Here is a 16,749-nt window from a genome sequence, read left to right as displayed (position 1 = left end):
TAATAGAACACATGTTCCCTTGATCGCTTGTCCCGCGGGTGGACCACGACTGCGGTACCCCTCAGATTTGGGGCGCCGACCCCGAGGTGATTGGCTAGCGGCACCCCGAAGAACCGAGTGCTGGAGGAACGCGAATGGCGCAGGTCGAGGCCACCACGGAACGGATCATCGCGGCGGACGCGGAGAAGGTGTTCGATGCGCTGGCCGACTACGAGAACACCCGCGCGAAGCTCCTGCCCGAGCACTTCAGCGAGTACGAGGTCCGTGAGGGCGGCGACGGCGAGGGCACCCTCGTCCACTGGAAGCTCCAGGCGACCAGCAAGCGGATCCGCGACTGCCTGCTCGAGGTGGCCGAGCCGACCGACGGCCAGTTGGTCGAGAAGGACCGCAACTCCTCGATGGTCACCACCTGGACCGTCACTCCGGCCGGCGAGGGCAGGTCGAAGGCAGTCGTCAGCACCGTCTGGAACGGCGCGGGTGGCATCGGCGGCTTCTTCGAGAAGACCTTCGCCCCCAAGGGACTTGGCCGGATCTACGACGCGCTGCTCGCCAAGCTGGCCACCGAAGTCGAGAAGTAGCCCGTGAGGTAGCCGTGAAGTAGCCCTGTGGGATTGCTGTAACTCTCACCGTTTCGAGTGGTTTTTCCCGCGGCCCGTGATGCGCCCCGCGCGCCACGGGCCGCGGGAAAGCCCCTGATGAGCGCCCGAAGTGCGCCCCGCCGGCGCCAGTTGGGCCCCGTCGCCCGCCCCGGCATGGATAACGTCCCGCTTGCTCCCCCTTGGCGCGTAATGCGAAGAATTACGCCGCGCAGGCGTGACGAGGGGAGCAGATACGTGGGCGGCATCACTCTGGTGAAGGACGAGCAGGCGGCTCCGGCCGCGACTGCACCGCCTCCGCCTGCCGGACCGGCCGAAGCCGCCGCGGTCAGCCCGCGCCGCGTACGCCTCGTCTTCACCGGGCTGATGCTCGCGCTGCTGCTCGCCGCGCTCGAGCAGATGATCGTCGCCACCGCCCTGCCGAAAATCGTCGGCGAACTGCACGGCCTGGACCGGATGTCGTGGGCGATCACCGCCTATCTCCTCACCGCCACCATCGGCCTGCCCGTCTACGGCAAACTCGGCGATCTCCTCGGCCGCAAGGGCGTTTTCCAGTTCGCGATCGTCGTCTTCGTGATCGGCTCCGCGCTGGCCGGCCGGTCGCAGAGCATGGACCAGCTCATCGCCTTCCGCGCCATTCAGGGAATCGGTGCCGGCGGCCTCATGATCGGCGTGCAGGCGATCATCGCCGACATCGTGCCGCCCCGGGAACGCGGCCGTTTCATGGGTCTCATCGGCGCCGCCTTCGGACTCGCCTCCGTCGCCGGACCGCTGCTCGGCGGCTTCTTCACCGACCACGCCTCCTGGCGCTGGTGCTTCTACTTCAATGTCCCCTTCGGCCTGGTCACCCTGATCGTGGTCACCGTGGTGCTGAAGCTCCCGAAGCCCGCTGCCAGAGCCCGACTCGACGTCCTCGGCGCGCTGTTCCTCGCCGCCGCGTCCACCTGCCTCGTACTGCTGACCAGCTGGGGCGGTACCGAGTACGCGTGGGACTCGCGCGTCATTCTTGGTCTGGCGGCCGGGGCGGCGGGAACCGCCCTGCTCTTCCTGGTCGTTGAGTCCTTCGCTCCCGAACCGATCATCCCGCTCCGGCTGTTCCGCGATTCCGTCTTCACTGTCACCAGCCTCGTCGGCGCCGTCGTCGGTGTCGCACTCTTCGGCGCGGCCAGCTATCTGCCGACATTCCTCCAGATGGTCGACGGAGCCAGCGCCACCGAGTCCGGGCTGCTGATGCTGCCGATGATGGGCGGCATCGTCGGTGCCTCGATCATCTCCGGCCGGCTCATCAGCCGTACCGGGCGCTACAAGATCTACCCCGTCCTCGGCAGCGCGATCTCGGCCGTCGGCATGTGGCTGCTGTCGCGCCTCGAGGCCGACACACCCCGGCTCGACCTCAGCATCTGGCAGGCCGTGCTCGGCGTCGGTATCGGACTGGTGCTGCCGGTGCTGATCCTCGCCGTGCAGAACGCCGTACCGGCCGCCGACCTCGGTACCGCCACCAGCGCCAACAACTACTTCCGCCAGATCGGCGGCAGCGTGGGCGCCGCGATCTTCGGCACGCTCTTCGCCAACAGGCTCACGGACGCGCTCGCCGACCGACTCCCGGCCGGCGCGGGCCTGCCCACCGCATCCCTTCCCGGCGTGGAGTCCATCACTCCGCAGATGGTGCACGCGATGGAGCCGGCGCTGCGTGACAGCTACATCCAGGCGTACGCAGACGCGATGCCGCGGATCTTCCTCTACTTCGTGCCGGTGCTCGCATTCGGCCTCCTCATCGCCTTCTTCCTCAAGGAGAAACCGCTGGTGTCCCAGAACGCCCCGGCCGCCGAGCCCTCTGTCGCCTCCGCCTCGGTCCCGCCGGCCCGCAGCGCGCGCACCGATCGCGCCGCCCGCACCACGCCGGCGTACACCTCGGGCGTCCCGGTCTGCGGCACTGTCCAGCACCACGACGGCAGCATCGTGCCGCGCGCCGCCCTGACCCTCATCGACGTACAGGGACAGCAGATCGGACGTGGCGCGAGCGGGGAGGACGGGCGGTACGCGCTCAGCGTGCCGGGCTCCGGCTCGTACGTCATGATCGCGGCGGCCGGCGGACACCAGCCGCAGGCCGTCACCGTCACCGTCGGCGAGCGGCCCGTCGAGCTCGATGTGGTCCTCGGCGGCGCGGGCAGGCTCGCCGGGACCGTCGTGACGGCCGACGGATCGCCGGTACGCGACGCCGCCGTCACCCTCACCGACGTACGCGGCGACGTCGTCGTCACCACCCGCAGCGGCCGCGAAGGCGGCTATGCGATCACGGAGTTGGTGGCCGGGGAGTACACGCTGGCCGCCAGCGCGCCCGCCTTCCGCCCCGCCGCGCAGACCGTGAGCGTGCAGGCGTCCCGCGAGACCAGGCAGGACATCGAGCTCGCGGGCGGAGCCGTGCTGCGCGGCACGGTACGGGCCGGTGGCGGCCGCCCCGTCGAGGACGCGCGGGTCACGCTGCTCGACGCGGCGGGCAATGTCGTGGACACCCTCACCACAGGCCCCGACGGCACCTTCCGGTTCGTGGATCTGTCATCGGGGGAGTACACGGTGATCGCTGCGGGCTATCCGCCGGTCGCGACGGTCCTGCAGGTCGCGGGCGGCGGACGTTCCGAGCGCGATCTCCAGCTGGGACACGAGGATTGAGTGCTCGTCAGTTTCGTGCCCCCGCGCACGACCCATTTCGGCGTTGCCCCGCGCGCTGCCCGCGCCGCGCCGTACCGTAGTGGCAGGGCCGCAGATCCCGGCGGCGGGGAAGGAGCCTCCCACCCATGGACAGTGGTGTTCCGCCGACACCGCCGCGGGAGTACGCCGTGGCCGGCCGGATTCCGCTTGCCGTGGTCGTCGTGGACGGCGACGGCTTGGTGTCGCACTGGTCGACCGGTGCGAAGCGCCTCTTCGGCACCACCAGGGAGCAGGCGGTGGGCCAGCCCGCCGTTGAACTGCTTCCGGTCTCCGGCGCGCTCGCGGAGGACGCTGAGTACGAAACGTACGACGACTACGGCGGTCTGGGCCCCGGACTCGACGCCTCGCTGAACGGCCTCACCTCCTACCCCGCGGCAGGCCGGGCCCGGCTCTCCGAACCGGGACGCGACCGGGTCGATGTGCTGTGGTGGGCGTACCCGATGGTCGGGCCTGGCCACGAGCGGCTGCTCGTACTGGCCGCGGACGCCGCGCAGTTCGGTGGCGAGGACGAAAGCGTCGAGCGCATCGCGCCCGGATTCGCCCTGCACACGGAGTTCCCCGGCTTCGAAGAACTGGCGCGCCGGCTCCCCGAGATCCTGCCGAGCATGAGCGTCCATCAGTCCACACGGATCGTCTCCCAGATCCTGGACCTGGGCTATCCCGTGCTCGAGTTCAGCCATCACGACCGGGTGCCGGTCACCCCGGACTGGGGTGTGCCCAGGCGTGCGGAGCGCAAGGCGCGGCAGCGGGCCGCCGAGGAGGCGGCAGCGGCGGGGCGACCGGTCGACACGGCCGACCTCGAGCAGGATCTCGAGTACGCCGCGGTCCGCGAGCGGCTCGAATTCCTCAACGAGGTCAGCGGCCGCATCGGTTCCTCGCTCGACCTCGCCCGTACGATCCAGGAAGTCAGCGCGGCCGTCGTGCCGCGCTTCACCGATGTCGCGGGCACCTATCTGCGTGAACAGGTCATCGCGGGCGAAGGCTTCCCGGACGGACCTCCGGACGCCACCACCATGTGGCACCGCGTCGCCGTCGAGCATGTGGACGAGCCGGGCCGCTGGGACGATGTGGTGCCGGTCGGCGAATCCATGCCGTTCCCCGAGCACACCCCGTTCTTCCAGTGCATGACCACCGGCGATCCGGTGCTGGTGCCCCGGATAAGCGAGCAGATGGGCAATGCCATCGCCTCGCAGTTCGAAAAGCGCGACATCCGGCCGCTGATCAACAACCGTTCGATGCTCGTCGTGCCGTTGAAGGCGCGCAATGTGGTGCTGGGCTTCATGATCCTGCTGCGCCATGCGGAGCGCCCGCTGTTCAACGACATGGACCGGGTCACCGGGGCCGAACTGGCGGCCCGCGCCGGGCTCGTCCTCGACAACGCCCGTATGTACACCTACCAGGAGAGTGTGGCCGAGACCCTCCAGGACTCGATGCTGCCGCAGGTCACCCCGCGAATGGCCGGCTGCGACACCGCCACCCGCTATCTGCCGGGCACCCTGCTGGGACGGGTCGGCGGCGACTGGTTCGACTCCGTCAAGCTGCCCGGCTCGCGCACCGCGCTCGTGGTGGGCGATGTGATGGGACACGGGCTCAACTCCGCCGCGATGATGGGCCAGTTGCGTACGGCCGTACAGACCATGGCCGCCCTGGACCTGCCGCCCGAGCAGCTCCTGCGGAACCTCGACGACCTCGCTCAGCGTCTCGGCGAGCACTACCTCGCGACGTGTCTGTACGCGGTCTACGACCCGATCCGCAATGAGCTCCGGATGGCGAACGCCGGCCATGTGCCGCCGGTGATCGTCCGTGCGGCGGACGGGCGCAGCGAGCTGTTGGAACTGCCGACCGGCGCGCCGATCGGGGTCGGCGGAGTGCCGTTCGAGAGCGTGCGAGTTCCCGTGGCACCCGGCGACCGCCTCGTGATGTGCACGGACGGCCTGGTGGAGGTCCGCGGCGAGGACATCGGTGTCGGGCTTGCGACGCTCTGCGAATCCGCGGCCCATCCCGCCGCCTCCATGGATGACGCCTGCGACACCATAATCCGCTCGCTGAACGTCCGTGGCGGACGCAAGGACGACGTCGCCCTGCTGATGGCCCGGCTGAACGGCATCGAGGCCGAGTCGGTCGCGGTCTGGGAGCTGTCGCTCGAGCCGCGCGAAGCGGCGCGTGCCCGGCGGCTGGTCCGTGGACAGCTGCGGTCCTGGGGTCTCGGTGATGTGACGGAGACTGTGGAGCTGCTGGTCAGCGAAGTGGTCACCAACGCGGTGCGGCACGCGCGGGGCCGTCGCGCGGAGCTGCGGCTGGTACGGGCCGGATCCCTGCTGTGCGAAGTGGCCGACGAGGACCACACCCTGCCGACGCTTCTCGACGCGGGCCCGGACGCCGAGCTGGGCCGCGGACTGCGCGTGGTGAGCGGCCTGGCGCGGGAGTGGGGCACCAGCCGTACGGCCGACGGCAAGACGGTCTGGTTCGAGATGGCACTGCCGTAGCGGCTCTCGGGGCGTCTGAGCGCTCGGCCGCGGGCTCGAACGCCAGGTGAAGGAATGTTCCGGGTACTTGTCGCCGCAACCCGGGCGCGATAGACCGATCTTGACGTCGTGTCACACCTGGGGAGCTGGTCATGAGCGTGACGAGTCGGTACAAGGACGCCTGGGAGGGCTTCTGGAGCGAGGCCCCCGGCGAGCCGGGCGCGGTCTTCTGGGATGCGGAGCCGGCCCTCACCGCGGGGCCCCATCTCGCGGTCTACGAACCGCATGTGATGGATCCCGGGCTGACTCTGGTGGATCTCGGCTGCGGCAACGGCACACAGACCCGATTCCTGGCCGATCGCTTCCCTCAGGTGCTCGGCGTGGATCTCTCGGCCGCCGCGATCGAGCTGGCCAGACAGCAGGACAAACAGAGCGAGACACGGTTCCGGGAGATCGACGCGGTGGACGGGGCGATGGTGGCGCAGCTGCACGCCGAGCTCGGCGACACCAATGTCTATATGCGCGGGGTGCTCCACCAGTGCGACGCGCAGGACCGGCAGCCGCTGGCCGACTCGATCGCCACACTGGTGGGTGAGCGCGGACGCGCCTTCGTGGTGGAGCTCGCGGAGGCGGCCGGGCAGCACCTGAGGACTCTGGCGCAGGCCTCCTCGGGACCGCCGCCCAAGCTGCAGCCGGTGTTCCGGCACGGCATCCAGCCGGGTGTGGTGGCCGACGCGGACGTGGCGGAATTCTTCCGGAGGGCAGGTCTCGCCGTGCTCGCGAGCGGTGAACTGCCGCTGACGACAACGGAGTACGCGCCGGACGGCTCACGTATCGAGCTGCCGTCGAAATGGCTGGTCCTCGGCCGGGACGGATAGCGCCCCCGGCGGACCGAGCCGGCGGCTGTCGATGAGGCGCCGGGCGGCGGAGCGCGCCCGCCGGGCAATGCCGGGCGGGCGCACTCGGAGCTGCGGTCCTGGCCGCTGCGTTCCACGGCGCGTACCGTGATGCCGTGAAGATCCTCATCAGCGCCGACATGGAAGGCGCCACCGGTGTGACCTGGCCGGCCGATGTACTGCCGGGCACTCCCCAGTGGGAGCGCTGCCGGTCCATGTTCACCTCCGATGTGAACGCGGCGGCCCTCGGCTTCTTCGACGGCGGTGCCGACGAGGTGCTCATCAACGAAGCGCACTGGACCATGCGCAATCTCCTGCTCGAGCGGCTCGACGAGCGGGCCCAGATGATCACCGGCAAGCACAAGTCGCTGTCCATGGTGGAAGGCGTGCAGCACGGCGACGTGGACGGCATCGCCTTCGTCGGCTACCACACCGGCGCGGGCACGGAGGGCGTGCTCGCGCACACCTACCTCCCCAACTCCATCACCGGCGTGTGGCTGAACGGCGCGCGGGCGAGCGAGGGCCTGCTCAACGCCCATGTCGTCGCGGAGTACGGCGTGCCGGTGGTGCTGGTCACCGGTGACGACCTGACCTGCGTGGATGCCGGCGGCTATGCGCCGGACGCCCGCACGGTCGCGGTGAAGGACCATGTGTCGCGGTATGCGGCGGTGTGCCGCACTCCGGCACGTACCGCCTCCGACATCCGCGCCGCCGCGAAGGAGGCCGCGGCGCTCGCCGTACGGCACGAACCGGTGCTCGGCGGCCCGTTCGCCGTGGAGCTGGAGTTCGACGCGGCCCATCTCGCGGGGGCCGCTACGGTCGTCCCCGGGGTGACAAGCGGCGGTGAGCGGCGGGTCGCGTACACCAGCGAGACGATGTATGAGGCTATTCGTACCTTTAAAGCGGTCACGACGATCGTGTCCGCGGCGGTGGAGGAGCAGTATGGCTGACGTGACAACGCCCATGGACGGCCATGCACTCGACGAGGTGGTCACTTTCACCTCCGAGCTGATCCGCATCGACACCACCAACCGAGGCGGCGGGGACTGCCAGGAGCGGCCCGCCGCGGAGTACGTCGCCGAGCGGCTGGCCGGCGCCGGCCTCGAACCCATCCTGCTCGAGCGCACGCCCGGGCGCACCAATGTGGTGGCCCGGATCGAGGGCACCGACCCGTCCGCCGATGCGCTGCTCGTCCACGGTCATCTGGACGTGGTGCCCGCCGAGCCCGCCGACTGGTCCGTGCACCCCTTCTCGGGAGAGGTCCGCGACGGCGTGGTGTGGGGCCGGGGCGCCGTCGACATGAAGAACATGGACTCGATGGTCCTCGCGGTCGTACGGGCATGGGCGCGCGCGGGCATCAGGCCCCGGCGCGACATAGTCATCGCGTACACCGCCGACGAGGAGGCCAGCGCCGTCGACGGCTCCGGCTTCCTCGCCGACCACCATCCCGGCCTCTTCGAGGGCTGCACGGAGGGGATCAGCGAGTCGGGCGCCTTCAGTTTCCACGCCGGGCACGGGATGACGCTCTACCCGATCGCGGCCGGCGAGCGCGGCACGGCATGGCTCAAGCTCACCGCGGGCGGCACGGCCGGCCACGGCTCGAAGGTCAACCGCGCCAATGCGGTGAGCCGGCTGGCCGCGGCCGTCGCCCGGATCGGCGAGCACCAGTGGCCGGTGCGGCTCACCCCGACCGTGCGGGCCGCGCTGGCCGAGCTCGCCGTGCTGCACGGCATCGAGATCGATGCGTACGCGGCAGGATTCGACCCGGACGCGCTGATGGCGAAGCTGGGCCGGGCCGCCGCGCTGGTCGAGCCGACCGTGCGCAACAGCGCCAACCCGACCATGCTGGAAGCCGGTTACAAGATCAATGTCATTCCCGGGCACGCCACCGCGTACGTCGACGGGCGGGTGGTGCCCGGCGGTGAGGACGAGTTCCACCACACCATGGACCTGCTGACCGGACCGGACGTCGAGTGGGAGTTCCACCACCGCGAGACGGCGCTGCAGGCACCCGTCGACTCCCCGACCTACGCCAAGCTGCGTGCGGCCGTCGAGCGCTTCGACCCGGACGGCCATGTCGTGCCGTACTGCATGCCGGGCGGCACCGACGCCAAGCAGTTCTCCCGGCTCGGCATCACCGGCTACGGCTTCTCGCCGCTGAAACTGCCCGTGGGTTTCGACTATGCGGCACTGTTCCACGGGGTCGACGAGCGCGTCCCGGTCGAGGCGCTGCACTTCGGCGTGAAGGTTCTTGACCACTATCTGCGGTCCGCATAGGGGGAGTCGGCAATGGTACCCACGGGAGCCTACGGAACCTGGCCGTCACCGATCGACGCGGCGCTGGCCGCCTCGCGCGACGGGCGCCCGGAGTACCTCGGCATGGTCGGCGACGAGGTGTGGTGGACCGCGCCACGCCCCACCGAGGGCGGCCGGCGGGCCCTGATACGCAGACGGGCCGACGGCGCCGAGGAGTCGGTGCTCCCGGCCCCGTGGAACGTCCGCAGCAGAGTCATCGAGTACGGGGGCCGGCCCTGGGCCGGAGACCTGCGCGCCGAAGGCACTCCGCTCATCGTCTTCGTCCACTTCCCCGACCAGCGGCTGTACGTGTACGAGCCGGACACGCCCGAGGCCGGGCCCCGTCCGCTCACGCCGGTGTCGGCACTCGGCGGCGGGCTGCGCTGGGTCGACCCGCAGCTCCGGCTGGACCGCGGTGAAGTCTGGTGCGTGCTGGAGGAGTTCACCGGCGCGGCGCCCACGGACGTACGCCGGGTGATCGCGGCCGTGCCGCTGGACGGCTCGGCCGCCGAGGACCGTGCAGCGGTGCGGGAGCTCTCCGACGACCGGCACCGCTTCGTCACCGGGCCCCGGCTGTCGCCGGACGGGCGGCACGCGGCCTGGATCGCCTGGGACCATCCGCAGATGCCCTGGGACGGCACGGTGGTGATGGTCGGCGAGGTGGCGGAGGGCGGGCCGTTCCGTGCTGTGCGGCCCGTCGTCGGCGATACGGACGAGTCGGTCGCCCAGGTCGACTGGGCCGCGGACGGCTCGCTGCTCTTCGTCTCCGACCTCGGCAACTGGTGGGAGCTGCAGCGCATCCGGCTCGACGGGCCGACGCCCGGGGCCGTAGCGCGCACGAGTCTCTGTCCCGGTCGCGGTGAGGAGTTCGGCGGACCGCTGTGGAAGATCGGTCTCAAGTGGTTCCATCCCCTGGAGAACGGGCTGATCGCCGTCATCCACGGCAAGGGCGCCACCGCGCTGGGGATTCTCGATCCGGAGACCGGTGAGCTCGTCGATGCCGCCGGACCCTGGACCGAGTGGTCGTCCACCCTCGCCGTCCACGGAGACCGGGCGATCGGGGTCGCGGCCAGCCCGCGCAGCGCCTACGAGGTCGTCGAGCTCGACACCAGGACCGGGCGGACCCGGGTCATCGGCTCGGCGCACGACGACCCGGTGGACCCGGTGTACTACCCGGAGCCGCAGATCCGTACCTTCGCCGGTCCCGACAACCGCGAGATCCACGCCCATATCTATCCGCCGCACAGCCCGGACCGGATCGCACCCGACGACGAACTGCCCCCGTTCGTGGTGTGGGCGCACGGCGGCCCCACCGGTCATGTCCCGCTCGTCCTCGACCTGGAGATCGCCTACTTCACCTCGCGCGGCATCGGCGTCGCCGAGGTCAACTACGGCGGCTCCACCGGCTACGGCAGGGAGTACCGCAACCGGTTGCGCGAACAGTGGGGCGTCGTCGACGTCGAGGACTGCGCGGCCGTCGCCGAGACGCTGGCCGCCGAAGGCACGGCGGACCCGGCGCGGCTCGCGATCCGCGGTGGCAGCGCGGGCGGCTGGACCACCGCCGCCTCCCTCACCACCACCGATGTGTACGCCTGCGGCACCATCATCTATCCGATCCTCGACCTGACGAGCTGGGCCACCGACGGGACCCATGACTTCGAGTCCCAGTACCTGGAATCGCTGATCGGCCCGCTCGCCGACGTGCCCGGCCGCTACCGCGAGCGCTCGCCGCTGCAGCATGTCGACCGGATCACCACGCCGTTCCTGCTGCTGCAGGGCCTCGACGATGTGATCTGCCCGCCCGTGCAGTGCGAGCGCTTCCTGGCACAGATGGCGGGGCGCGGCATCCCGCACGCGTACATCGCCTTCGAGGGCGAGGGCCATGGCTTCCGCAGGGCCGACACAATGGTCCGCGCGCTCGAGTCCGAACTCTCCCTCTACGCCCAGACCTTCGGCATCGTCCGCAGCGACGTCCCCCTGCTGGAGCTCAAGAAGTGACCCTGCCGAGTCCTTCTGGTGTACAGCCGCCGAACCGCCGGCCCCTGGCCCGGCCCGCGCGGCTGAGGCCGGGTGCCAGGGTCGCCGTCGTGGCGCCCAGCGGCCCCGTCCCCGAAGAGCGGCTCGAAGCGGGTCTGAAGATCCTGCGGAGCTGGGACCTGGATCCGGTCGTGATGCCTCATGTCCTCGGCCGGCACCCGGAGCTGTCGTATCTCGCCGGCGCGGACGAGGAGCGGGCCCGGGACCTGAGCGAGGCCTGGTGCGACCCGTCCGTCTCCGCGGTGATCTGCGCCCGCGGCGGATACGGCGCACAGCGCATGGTCGAGCTCCTCGACTGGACGGCGATCCGCGCGGCCGGGCCCAAGATCCTCGTCGGGTACAGCGACATAACGGCCCTCCATGAGGCCTTCGCTGTCCGGATGGGCCTGGCCACGCTGCACGGTCCCATGGTCGGCGCGCAGGCCTTCCACCAGGACGTCCGCACCCAGGAGTCGCTGCGTGCCACGCTCTTCGAGCCCGAGTCGGTCCGGACGCTCGGCCTGGAAACAGCCCGCACGATGGTCCCCGGCCGTGCCCGGGGCATCACGCTCGGCGGCTGTGTCAGTCTGCTCGCCGCCGAACTCGGCACTCCGCACGCCCGCCCCTCGGCCCGCGGTGGTCTGCTGCTGATCGAGGACGTGGGGGAGGAGGACTACCGGCTCGACCGGATCCTCACCCAACTCCTGCGTTCGGGCTGGCTGGAGGACGTGGCGGGTGTCGTGCTCGGCTCGTGGGTGGACTGCGGTCCGTACGAACAGGTGCGTGCGGTGCTGCAGGACCGGCTCGGCGGCCTTGGCGTGCCGGTCGTGGAGGAGTTCGGCTTCGGGCACGGGGTGACCGCGCTGACATTGCCGTTCGGGGTGCCGGCAGTGCTGGACGCGGATGCGTGCACGCTGACGCTGGAGGTGCCCGCCCTGGTCTGACACCAGCGGGCGCTCCAACTCGCCTTCGGTGGGGACTCATGGGCAGGACGGTGAACGACATCCGCACCCGGACCGGCGGCTGAACCTGCCGATCAGCCGCCGGGCGTGGTCCTCCGGGTTACCGGCCGAGCGCCGCGTACCCCGGCCGGATCACCTCGTCGATCAGCCGACGGCGCTCCGGCAGCGGCAGGAACGCCGACTCGACCGCGGCGACGGTGAACTCCTCGAAAACCTCGGGGCCGTAGCCGAAGGCGTCCACCATGTGCTGGAACTCCTGGCTCATGGTGGTGCCGGAGACCAGGCGGTTGTCCGCGTTGAGCGTGATACGGAAGCCGAGACGGCGCAGCAGGTCGATGGGGTGCGTGGCGTAGTCCTTCGCCGCCCCCGTCTGGAGGTTGGACGTCGGGCAGACCTCCAGGGTGATGCGGCTGTCGCGTACGTACGCGGCCAGATGGCCCAGGGTCGCCGTGCCGTCGTCGTGCACCGTGATGTCGTCGGTGATGCGGACGCCGTGCCCGATCCGCTCGGCGCCGCAGATCTGCACCGCCTCGTGGATCGATTCGGCGCCGACGGCCTCGCCGGCATGGATCGTGAAGTGGCAGTTGTGCCGCCTCAGATGCTGGAAGGCCGGCAGATGACGGGCCGGCGGGTTGCCGATCTCGCCGCCCGCGATGTCGAAGCCGGCCACCCCGCGCTCGCGGTGTGCCACCGTCAACTCGGCTATCTCCAGTGAGCGTTCGGTGTGGCGCATGCCGGTGAGCAGTGCACGCACCGTGATCCGGCCGCCGCTGCGGCGCTCGCCCTCACGGAAGCCCGCGTTGACCGCCTCGACGACCTCGTCGAGGGTCAGACCGCGCTCCAGGTGCTGCTCGGGGGCGTAGCGCACCTCGGCGTAGACGACTCCGTCCGCCGCCAGGTCCTCCGCGCACTCGGCCGCGATCCGCCGCAGCGCTTCGCGGGTCTGCATCACCGCGCAGGTGTGGGCGAAGGTCTCCAGATACCGCTCGAGCGAGCCGGAGTCCGCGGCGTCGCGGAACCAGATCGCGAGTGCGGCCGGGTCCTCGGTGGGCAGCTCGCGGTAGCCGCACTCCCGGGCCAGCTCGATGATCGTGGCGGGGCGCAGACCGCCGTCCAGGTGGTCGTGGAGCACGGCCTTGGGCGCGCGCGAGATGTCAGACAAGTGCATGGCCCGGGAGTGTACGGCACGTCCGGCCGCGGCGCCGTGACAGCCGTCTCCCGGCTCGGCCGGCCGTCGGTAGAGCTGTCAGTTCGACTGGATCACGGGCAGGGCGGGCGCCCCGCTCGGCAGCATGTGCTTGGCCGCCATGATCGGCGTGTCCTCGACTCGTACCACCTGCGTGACCAGCACGGCAGGGGTGTCGGCCGGCCGGCCCAGCTGCTCTCCGCGGCGCTGTCCGAGCAGCGTGGCGCTCACCCCGCTGTGTGCGGTGAGCATCACACCGCGAGAGGCCCCGGACAGCACCGCGAGCATCGAGGTGGCCGGTGCGGGGACGGCCCGCAGAGCCGCGGCGAACGCCGGATGCGCCTTGTCCAGCACCTGCTCCGCGGCCGCCCACTCCTGGCTGAGCGCCGCCGCCGTACCCTCTCCGATCAGCAGTGACTCCCAGAACCGCAGCTCCGCACCGGCCGGTGCGAGCAGATGCTGAGTGGTGAAGTCCGTGGGCTCCTCGACGGCGCGCAGCAGCGGTCGCAGGCGGAGCGGGGTGCCGGTGGACAACAGGTCCTCCAGCGGCTGGATGTGTTCGTAACCGCGCCGAGGCGGCCGGTCGTTGACGGTCCTGCCGACCCCGCGGCGCACCGTGAGCAGCCCGTCCTCCTGGAGCAGCAGCAGTGCCTCGCGCAGCGCCGGCCGGCTGACTCCCAGTTCGGCGGCGAGCCGGGGCTCGGACGGGAGCGTGGAGCCCGGGGGATAGGTGCCTTCGTGGATGGCGTCCGCGATCCGCTCGTACAGGACGACGACCGGCCTACGCTGCTGTCCGGTGACTGCCACCGATCCTCCTCGGTTCTGCACCTGCGGATCTTCGATCTTTTTGAGCCTAGCTTGTCTGACAAGGCGGGCCGCAGCCGGTCCTCGCCCGCCACTGACGGACGGCACGGCTCACCCGTACGGCCCGCTCCACCGCCCTCAGGGGACCGGGATCCGTTCATGCTGGTCCCATGAGCTACAGGGAAGCACCGAGCAGCAGGAAGGCCGGCGCCGGGCCCCGGCTCACGCCCGCCATGATCACCGGCGGCGTGCTCGCGATCCTCGCCATCGTCTTCATCTTCGAGAACACCCAGAAGGTCAGGATCCGTCTGCTGATTCCGGAAGTGACCATGCCCCTCTACCTGGGCCTCCTCGCGACCTTCGTGATCGGCGCCCTGTGCGGCGGCATCTTCTTCCGCCGGCGCTCCCGGTGAAAGCACCCGGTTAGTCTGGCGCGATGCCCGAGACCTCCACCCCCTACCTCGCCGCGGGTCCGCGGGTCGGCATACGCCACTACGAGTACGGGGACAGCGAGGAATTCACGGAGCTGGCGAGCCGGAGCAGCGAGCACCACCGGCCCTGGCTCTTCCCGCCCGTCTCGGCGCAGATGTACGCGGTGTACGCGCGGAAACTCATCGAGGACCCGACGAAGGCCGGCTTCCTGGTCTGCGCGCGCGACTCCGGCAGGATCGCGGGCTTCATCAACGTCAACAACATCGTCGAAGGCGGCTTCCGCAGCGGGGCGATCGGCTACGGCGCCTTCGCGCACGCCGTCGGCAGAGGTCTGATGCGCGAAGGCCTCGGCCTGGTTCTGCGCTACGCCTTCGGCCCGATGGGTCTGCACCGGCTGGAGGCCAACATCCAGCCGGGCAACGAGGCTTCGATCGGCCTCGTACGCGGCGCGGGCTTCCGGCTCGAGGGTTTCTCGCCCGACTTCCTCTTCATCGACGGGGCCTGGCGCGACCACCAGCGCTGGGCCATCACCACGGAGATGCTGAAGCGCTGAAGCGCAAGGAGCCCTGCCCCTCAGCAGGTCTTGCGGCCGGTTCGGGGGTCGTGCAGCGGATCCCCGGCCGACGAGCGGCACGGTTCGCGCGGGACGAATACGTCTTGCGCCCCGCGGCCGGCGGCATGGGCCATGATCCCTCGCCCCATGGCAGCTCCGGCCCAAAGCCACTCCGCCCGGCCACCCGCCGGAGCCGGCCACACGCCGCGGGTGGGACGGTCACGCGATGGTGTCGGCCCTGCCCGGGTCGTTGGGGTGGGACTCGACCGCGGTGACCACGGTCGTCATCCACGAGCGCAGGGGAAGCGTGTCCAGCACCTTCGCGTGCAACTCGGTCTCGTCGTCGGCGCGCCACAGGCCGATGCTGCGCAGCTCGCCGACGGGGCGCCATAGCCGCACCAGATGACCGGCGGCGGCCAGTTCCCTGGCGCGGACGGCTTCGGCGGCGCGGCGCCGGTCGACCTCGGCCGGGGGCGTGCCCTCGGGGATGCTGGTGGTGATCTCGACCAGGAACTCCTTCATGACCTTCTCCGTGTCCATGCGGGCGACGGTGGCTGTCCTGCCGGCGGTCACCACGACCAAGCGGTCTGTCAGTCCGTCTCGGGTGAAGCCCAAGGATTCTCATCCCACCGGCACCTGCAACGTCAGGGGGTGGTCAGCACCATTCGGAAGCGGGCGGCGCCGGACATCATCTTTCGGTACGCCTCATCGGCCTGGTCCAACGGCACGATCTCGGTCATCGGGCGGATCCCGTGCAGGGCGCTGAACGCCATGGTGTCCTGCACGTCCTGGGCGGTGCCGGAAGGGTGGCCGCGGATGATCTTGCCGCTCAGAAGCAGCTGGTTGGGGCTGATGCCCAGCGGCTCGGCGGCCGCGCCGATGACCACAAGTTCGCCGCGGGGAGACAGCCCCTCCAGGGTCGCCGTGATGGCCTCGGAGTTCGCGGCGGTCGCCAGGACGACCTTGGCCCCGCCGAGGGACAGCAGCGCGTCCGCGACGGGGGTGTCCGCCGTGCTGTCGATGTAGTGGTGGGCGCCGAGCTTCCTGGCGAAGTCGGCCTTGTCTGCGCCCCGGGCGACGGCCACGGTCTCGAAGCCCATGGCGGCCGCATATTTCACCCCCAGGTGGCCGAGACCGCCGATGCCGAGTACGGCGACCAGATCGCCCGGTCGCGCGGAACTGCGCCGCAGCCCGTTGAACGTCGTCACGCCCGCACAGCCCAAAGGAGCCGCATCGGTCGCCGGGAGTGTGTCGGGGATCCGGGCCAGGGCGTCGGCCGGTGCGACCACCTTCTCGGCGTACCCCCCGTCGTACGCCCATCCTGGAACCTTCAGGTTCTCGCACACGATGAAGTCGCCCTGTCTGCAGGGCCTGCAGTGGCCGCAGCTGCCGCCGAACCAGCCCACCGCCACCCGGTCGCCCACCCGCCAGCCGCTGTACGTTCCCTCGCCGATCTCCTCGATGCGCCCGGCGATCTCATGCCCGGCGACCAGCGGAAACCGGACGCCCGGCAGCATGGCGTTCACGAAAGCGGCGTCGCTGTGGCAGACCCCGCAGGCCTCCACGGCAATCCGTACGTGGCCTGGGCCCGGGCGCTGTACCTCACGCTCGACGATCTCCAACGGACCGCCGGAAGCGGCCACCTGCGCCACTCGATAAGTACTCATCCGAATCTCTCCAGGGGTACGGGTACAACGGCGCCCCCAGAACCAGCAGACCAGGTCAAACCCGATCACGCGCGCCGAAACAAGCAGGTGAGCACTCGGCATCAGGCGTCGGGTAAGGGCGCCTGACGCACCGCGCCGGGGACGAGGCCACGGACATGTCGCCGGGCG

General features: G+C 70.6%; 14 protein-coding genes. 10 read left to right on the top strand and 4 right to left on the bottom strand.

Going from position 1 to position 16,749, the window contains the following annotated elements; translation table 11 throughout:
- Positions 1 to 134 precede the first annotated feature (134 nt).
- The 8 genes from ACWDZ6_RS07485 (at position 135) to ACWDZ6_RS07450 (ending at position 11,921) form a co-directional block, all read left to right on the top strand.
- Positions 135 to 578 carry an SRPBCC family protein gene (locus ACWDZ6_RS07485; protein ID WP_451502102.1) on the top strand — a complete coding sequence of 148 codons (444 nt, stop codon included), beginning with the start codon at positions 135 to 137 and terminating at the stop codon, positions 576 to 578.
- 255 nt (positions 579 to 833) lie between these two features.
- Positions 834 to 3,266 carry an MFS transporter gene (locus tag ACWDZ6_RS07480; protein ID WP_451502101.1) on the top strand — a complete coding sequence of 811 codons (2,433 nt, stop codon included), beginning with the start codon at positions 834 to 836 and terminating at the stop codon, positions 3,264 to 3,266.
- A 125-nt stretch (positions 3,267 to 3,391) separates the two neighbouring features.
- Positions 3,392 to 5,791: an ATP-binding SpoIIE family protein phosphatase gene (locus ACWDZ6_RS07475; RefSeq protein ID WP_451502100.1), complete on the top strand. Its 2,400-nt coding sequence runs from the start codon at positions 3,392 to 3,394 to the stop codon at positions 5,789 to 5,791.
- 131 nt (positions 5,792 to 5,922) lie between these two features.
- Positions 5,923 to 6,648 carry a class I SAM-dependent methyltransferase gene (locus tag ACWDZ6_RS07470; protein WP_366734509.1) on the top strand — a complete coding sequence of 242 codons (726 nt, stop codon included), beginning with the start codon at positions 5,923 to 5,925 and terminating at the stop codon, positions 6,646 to 6,648.
- A 134-nt stretch (positions 6,649 to 6,782) separates the two neighbouring features.
- Positions 6,783 to 7,616, top strand: a complete 834-nt coding sequence (locus ACWDZ6_RS07465) for a M55 family metallopeptidase (protein WP_366734508.1) — start codon at positions 6,783 to 6,785, stop codon at positions 7,614 to 7,616.
- Positions 7,609 to 8,943, top strand: coding sequence for a M20/M25/M40 family metallo-hydrolase (locus tag ACWDZ6_RS07460; RefSeq protein WP_451502099.1), 1,335 nt, complete (start codon positions 7,609 to 7,611; stop codon positions 8,941 to 8,943). Before ACWDZ6_RS07465 ends, ACWDZ6_RS07460 begins: the two co-directional genes overlap by 8 nt.
- A gap of 12 nt (positions 8,944 to 8,955) precedes the next feature.
- Positions 8,956 to 10,959 carry a prolyl oligopeptidase family serine peptidase gene (locus ACWDZ6_RS07455; RefSeq protein WP_451502098.1) on the top strand — a complete coding sequence of 668 codons (2,004 nt, stop codon included), beginning with the start codon at positions 8,956 to 8,958 and terminating at the stop codon, positions 10,957 to 10,959.
- A gap of 2 nt (positions 10,960 to 10,961) precedes the next feature.
- The gene (locus ACWDZ6_RS07450; protein ID WP_451502335.1) at positions 10,962 to 11,921 is read left to right on the top strand and encodes a S66 peptidase family protein; all 960 of its coding nucleotides are present in this window, start codon (positions 10,962 to 10,964) and stop codon (positions 11,919 to 11,921) included.
- A gap of 118 nt (positions 11,922 to 12,039) precedes the next feature.
- Here the strand turns inward: ACWDZ6_RS07450 and ACWDZ6_RS07445 are convergent, their stop codons facing one another.
- Entirely contained in the window at positions 12,040 to 13,107 is a 1,068-nt protein-coding gene (locus ACWDZ6_RS07445) for an adenosine deaminase (RefSeq protein WP_451502097.1), read from the bottom strand.
- A 78-nt stretch (positions 13,108 to 13,185) separates the two neighbouring features.
- A complete protein-coding gene (locus ACWDZ6_RS07440) occupies positions 13,186 to 13,932 on the bottom strand; it encodes a GntR family transcriptional regulator (RefSeq protein ID WP_451502096.1) in 747 nt (248 codons plus the stop codon).
- Positions 13,933 to 14,099: 167 nt separating this feature from the next.
- Here ACWDZ6_RS07440 and ACWDZ6_RS07435 point away from each other — a divergent pair, with 167 nt between their 5' ends.
- Positions 14,100 to 14,342 (top strand): lipopolysaccharide assembly protein LapA domain-containing protein, encoded by a 243-nt coding sequence (locus ACWDZ6_RS07435; protein ID WP_389180974.1) that lies wholly within the window; start codon positions 14,100 to 14,102, stop codon positions 14,340 to 14,342.
- A gap of 23 nt (positions 14,343 to 14,365) precedes the next feature.
- A complete protein-coding gene (locus tag ACWDZ6_RS07430) occupies positions 14,366 to 14,914 on the top strand; it encodes a GNAT family N-acetyltransferase (RefSeq protein WP_451502095.1) in 549 nt (182 codons plus the stop codon).
- Between the two features lie 219 nt (positions 14,915 to 15,133).
- On the opposite strand, the gene ACWDZ6_RS07425 is transcribed toward ACWDZ6_RS07430, so the two are convergent.
- Both ACWDZ6_RS07425 and ACWDZ6_RS07420 read right to left on the bottom strand, forming a co-directional pair.
- Positions 15,134 to 15,436, bottom strand: coding sequence for a muconolactone Delta-isomerase family protein (locus ACWDZ6_RS07425; protein ID WP_451502334.1), 303 nt, complete (start codon positions 15,434 to 15,436; stop codon positions 15,134 to 15,136).
- 122 nt (positions 15,437 to 15,558) lie between these two features.
- The gene (locus ACWDZ6_RS07420; RefSeq protein WP_451502094.1) at positions 15,559 to 16,581 is read right to left on the bottom strand and encodes an alcohol dehydrogenase; all 1,023 of its coding nucleotides are present in this window, start codon (positions 16,579 to 16,581) and stop codon (positions 15,559 to 15,561) included.
- Between the last annotated feature and the right edge of the window lie 168 nt (positions 16,582 to 16,749).

Source organism: Streptomyces sp. NPDC002926 (assembly GCF_053591755.1).
The sequence above is the reverse complement of the archived record's forward strand: the minus strand, read 5'-3'. Positions and strand labels throughout refer to the sequence as shown.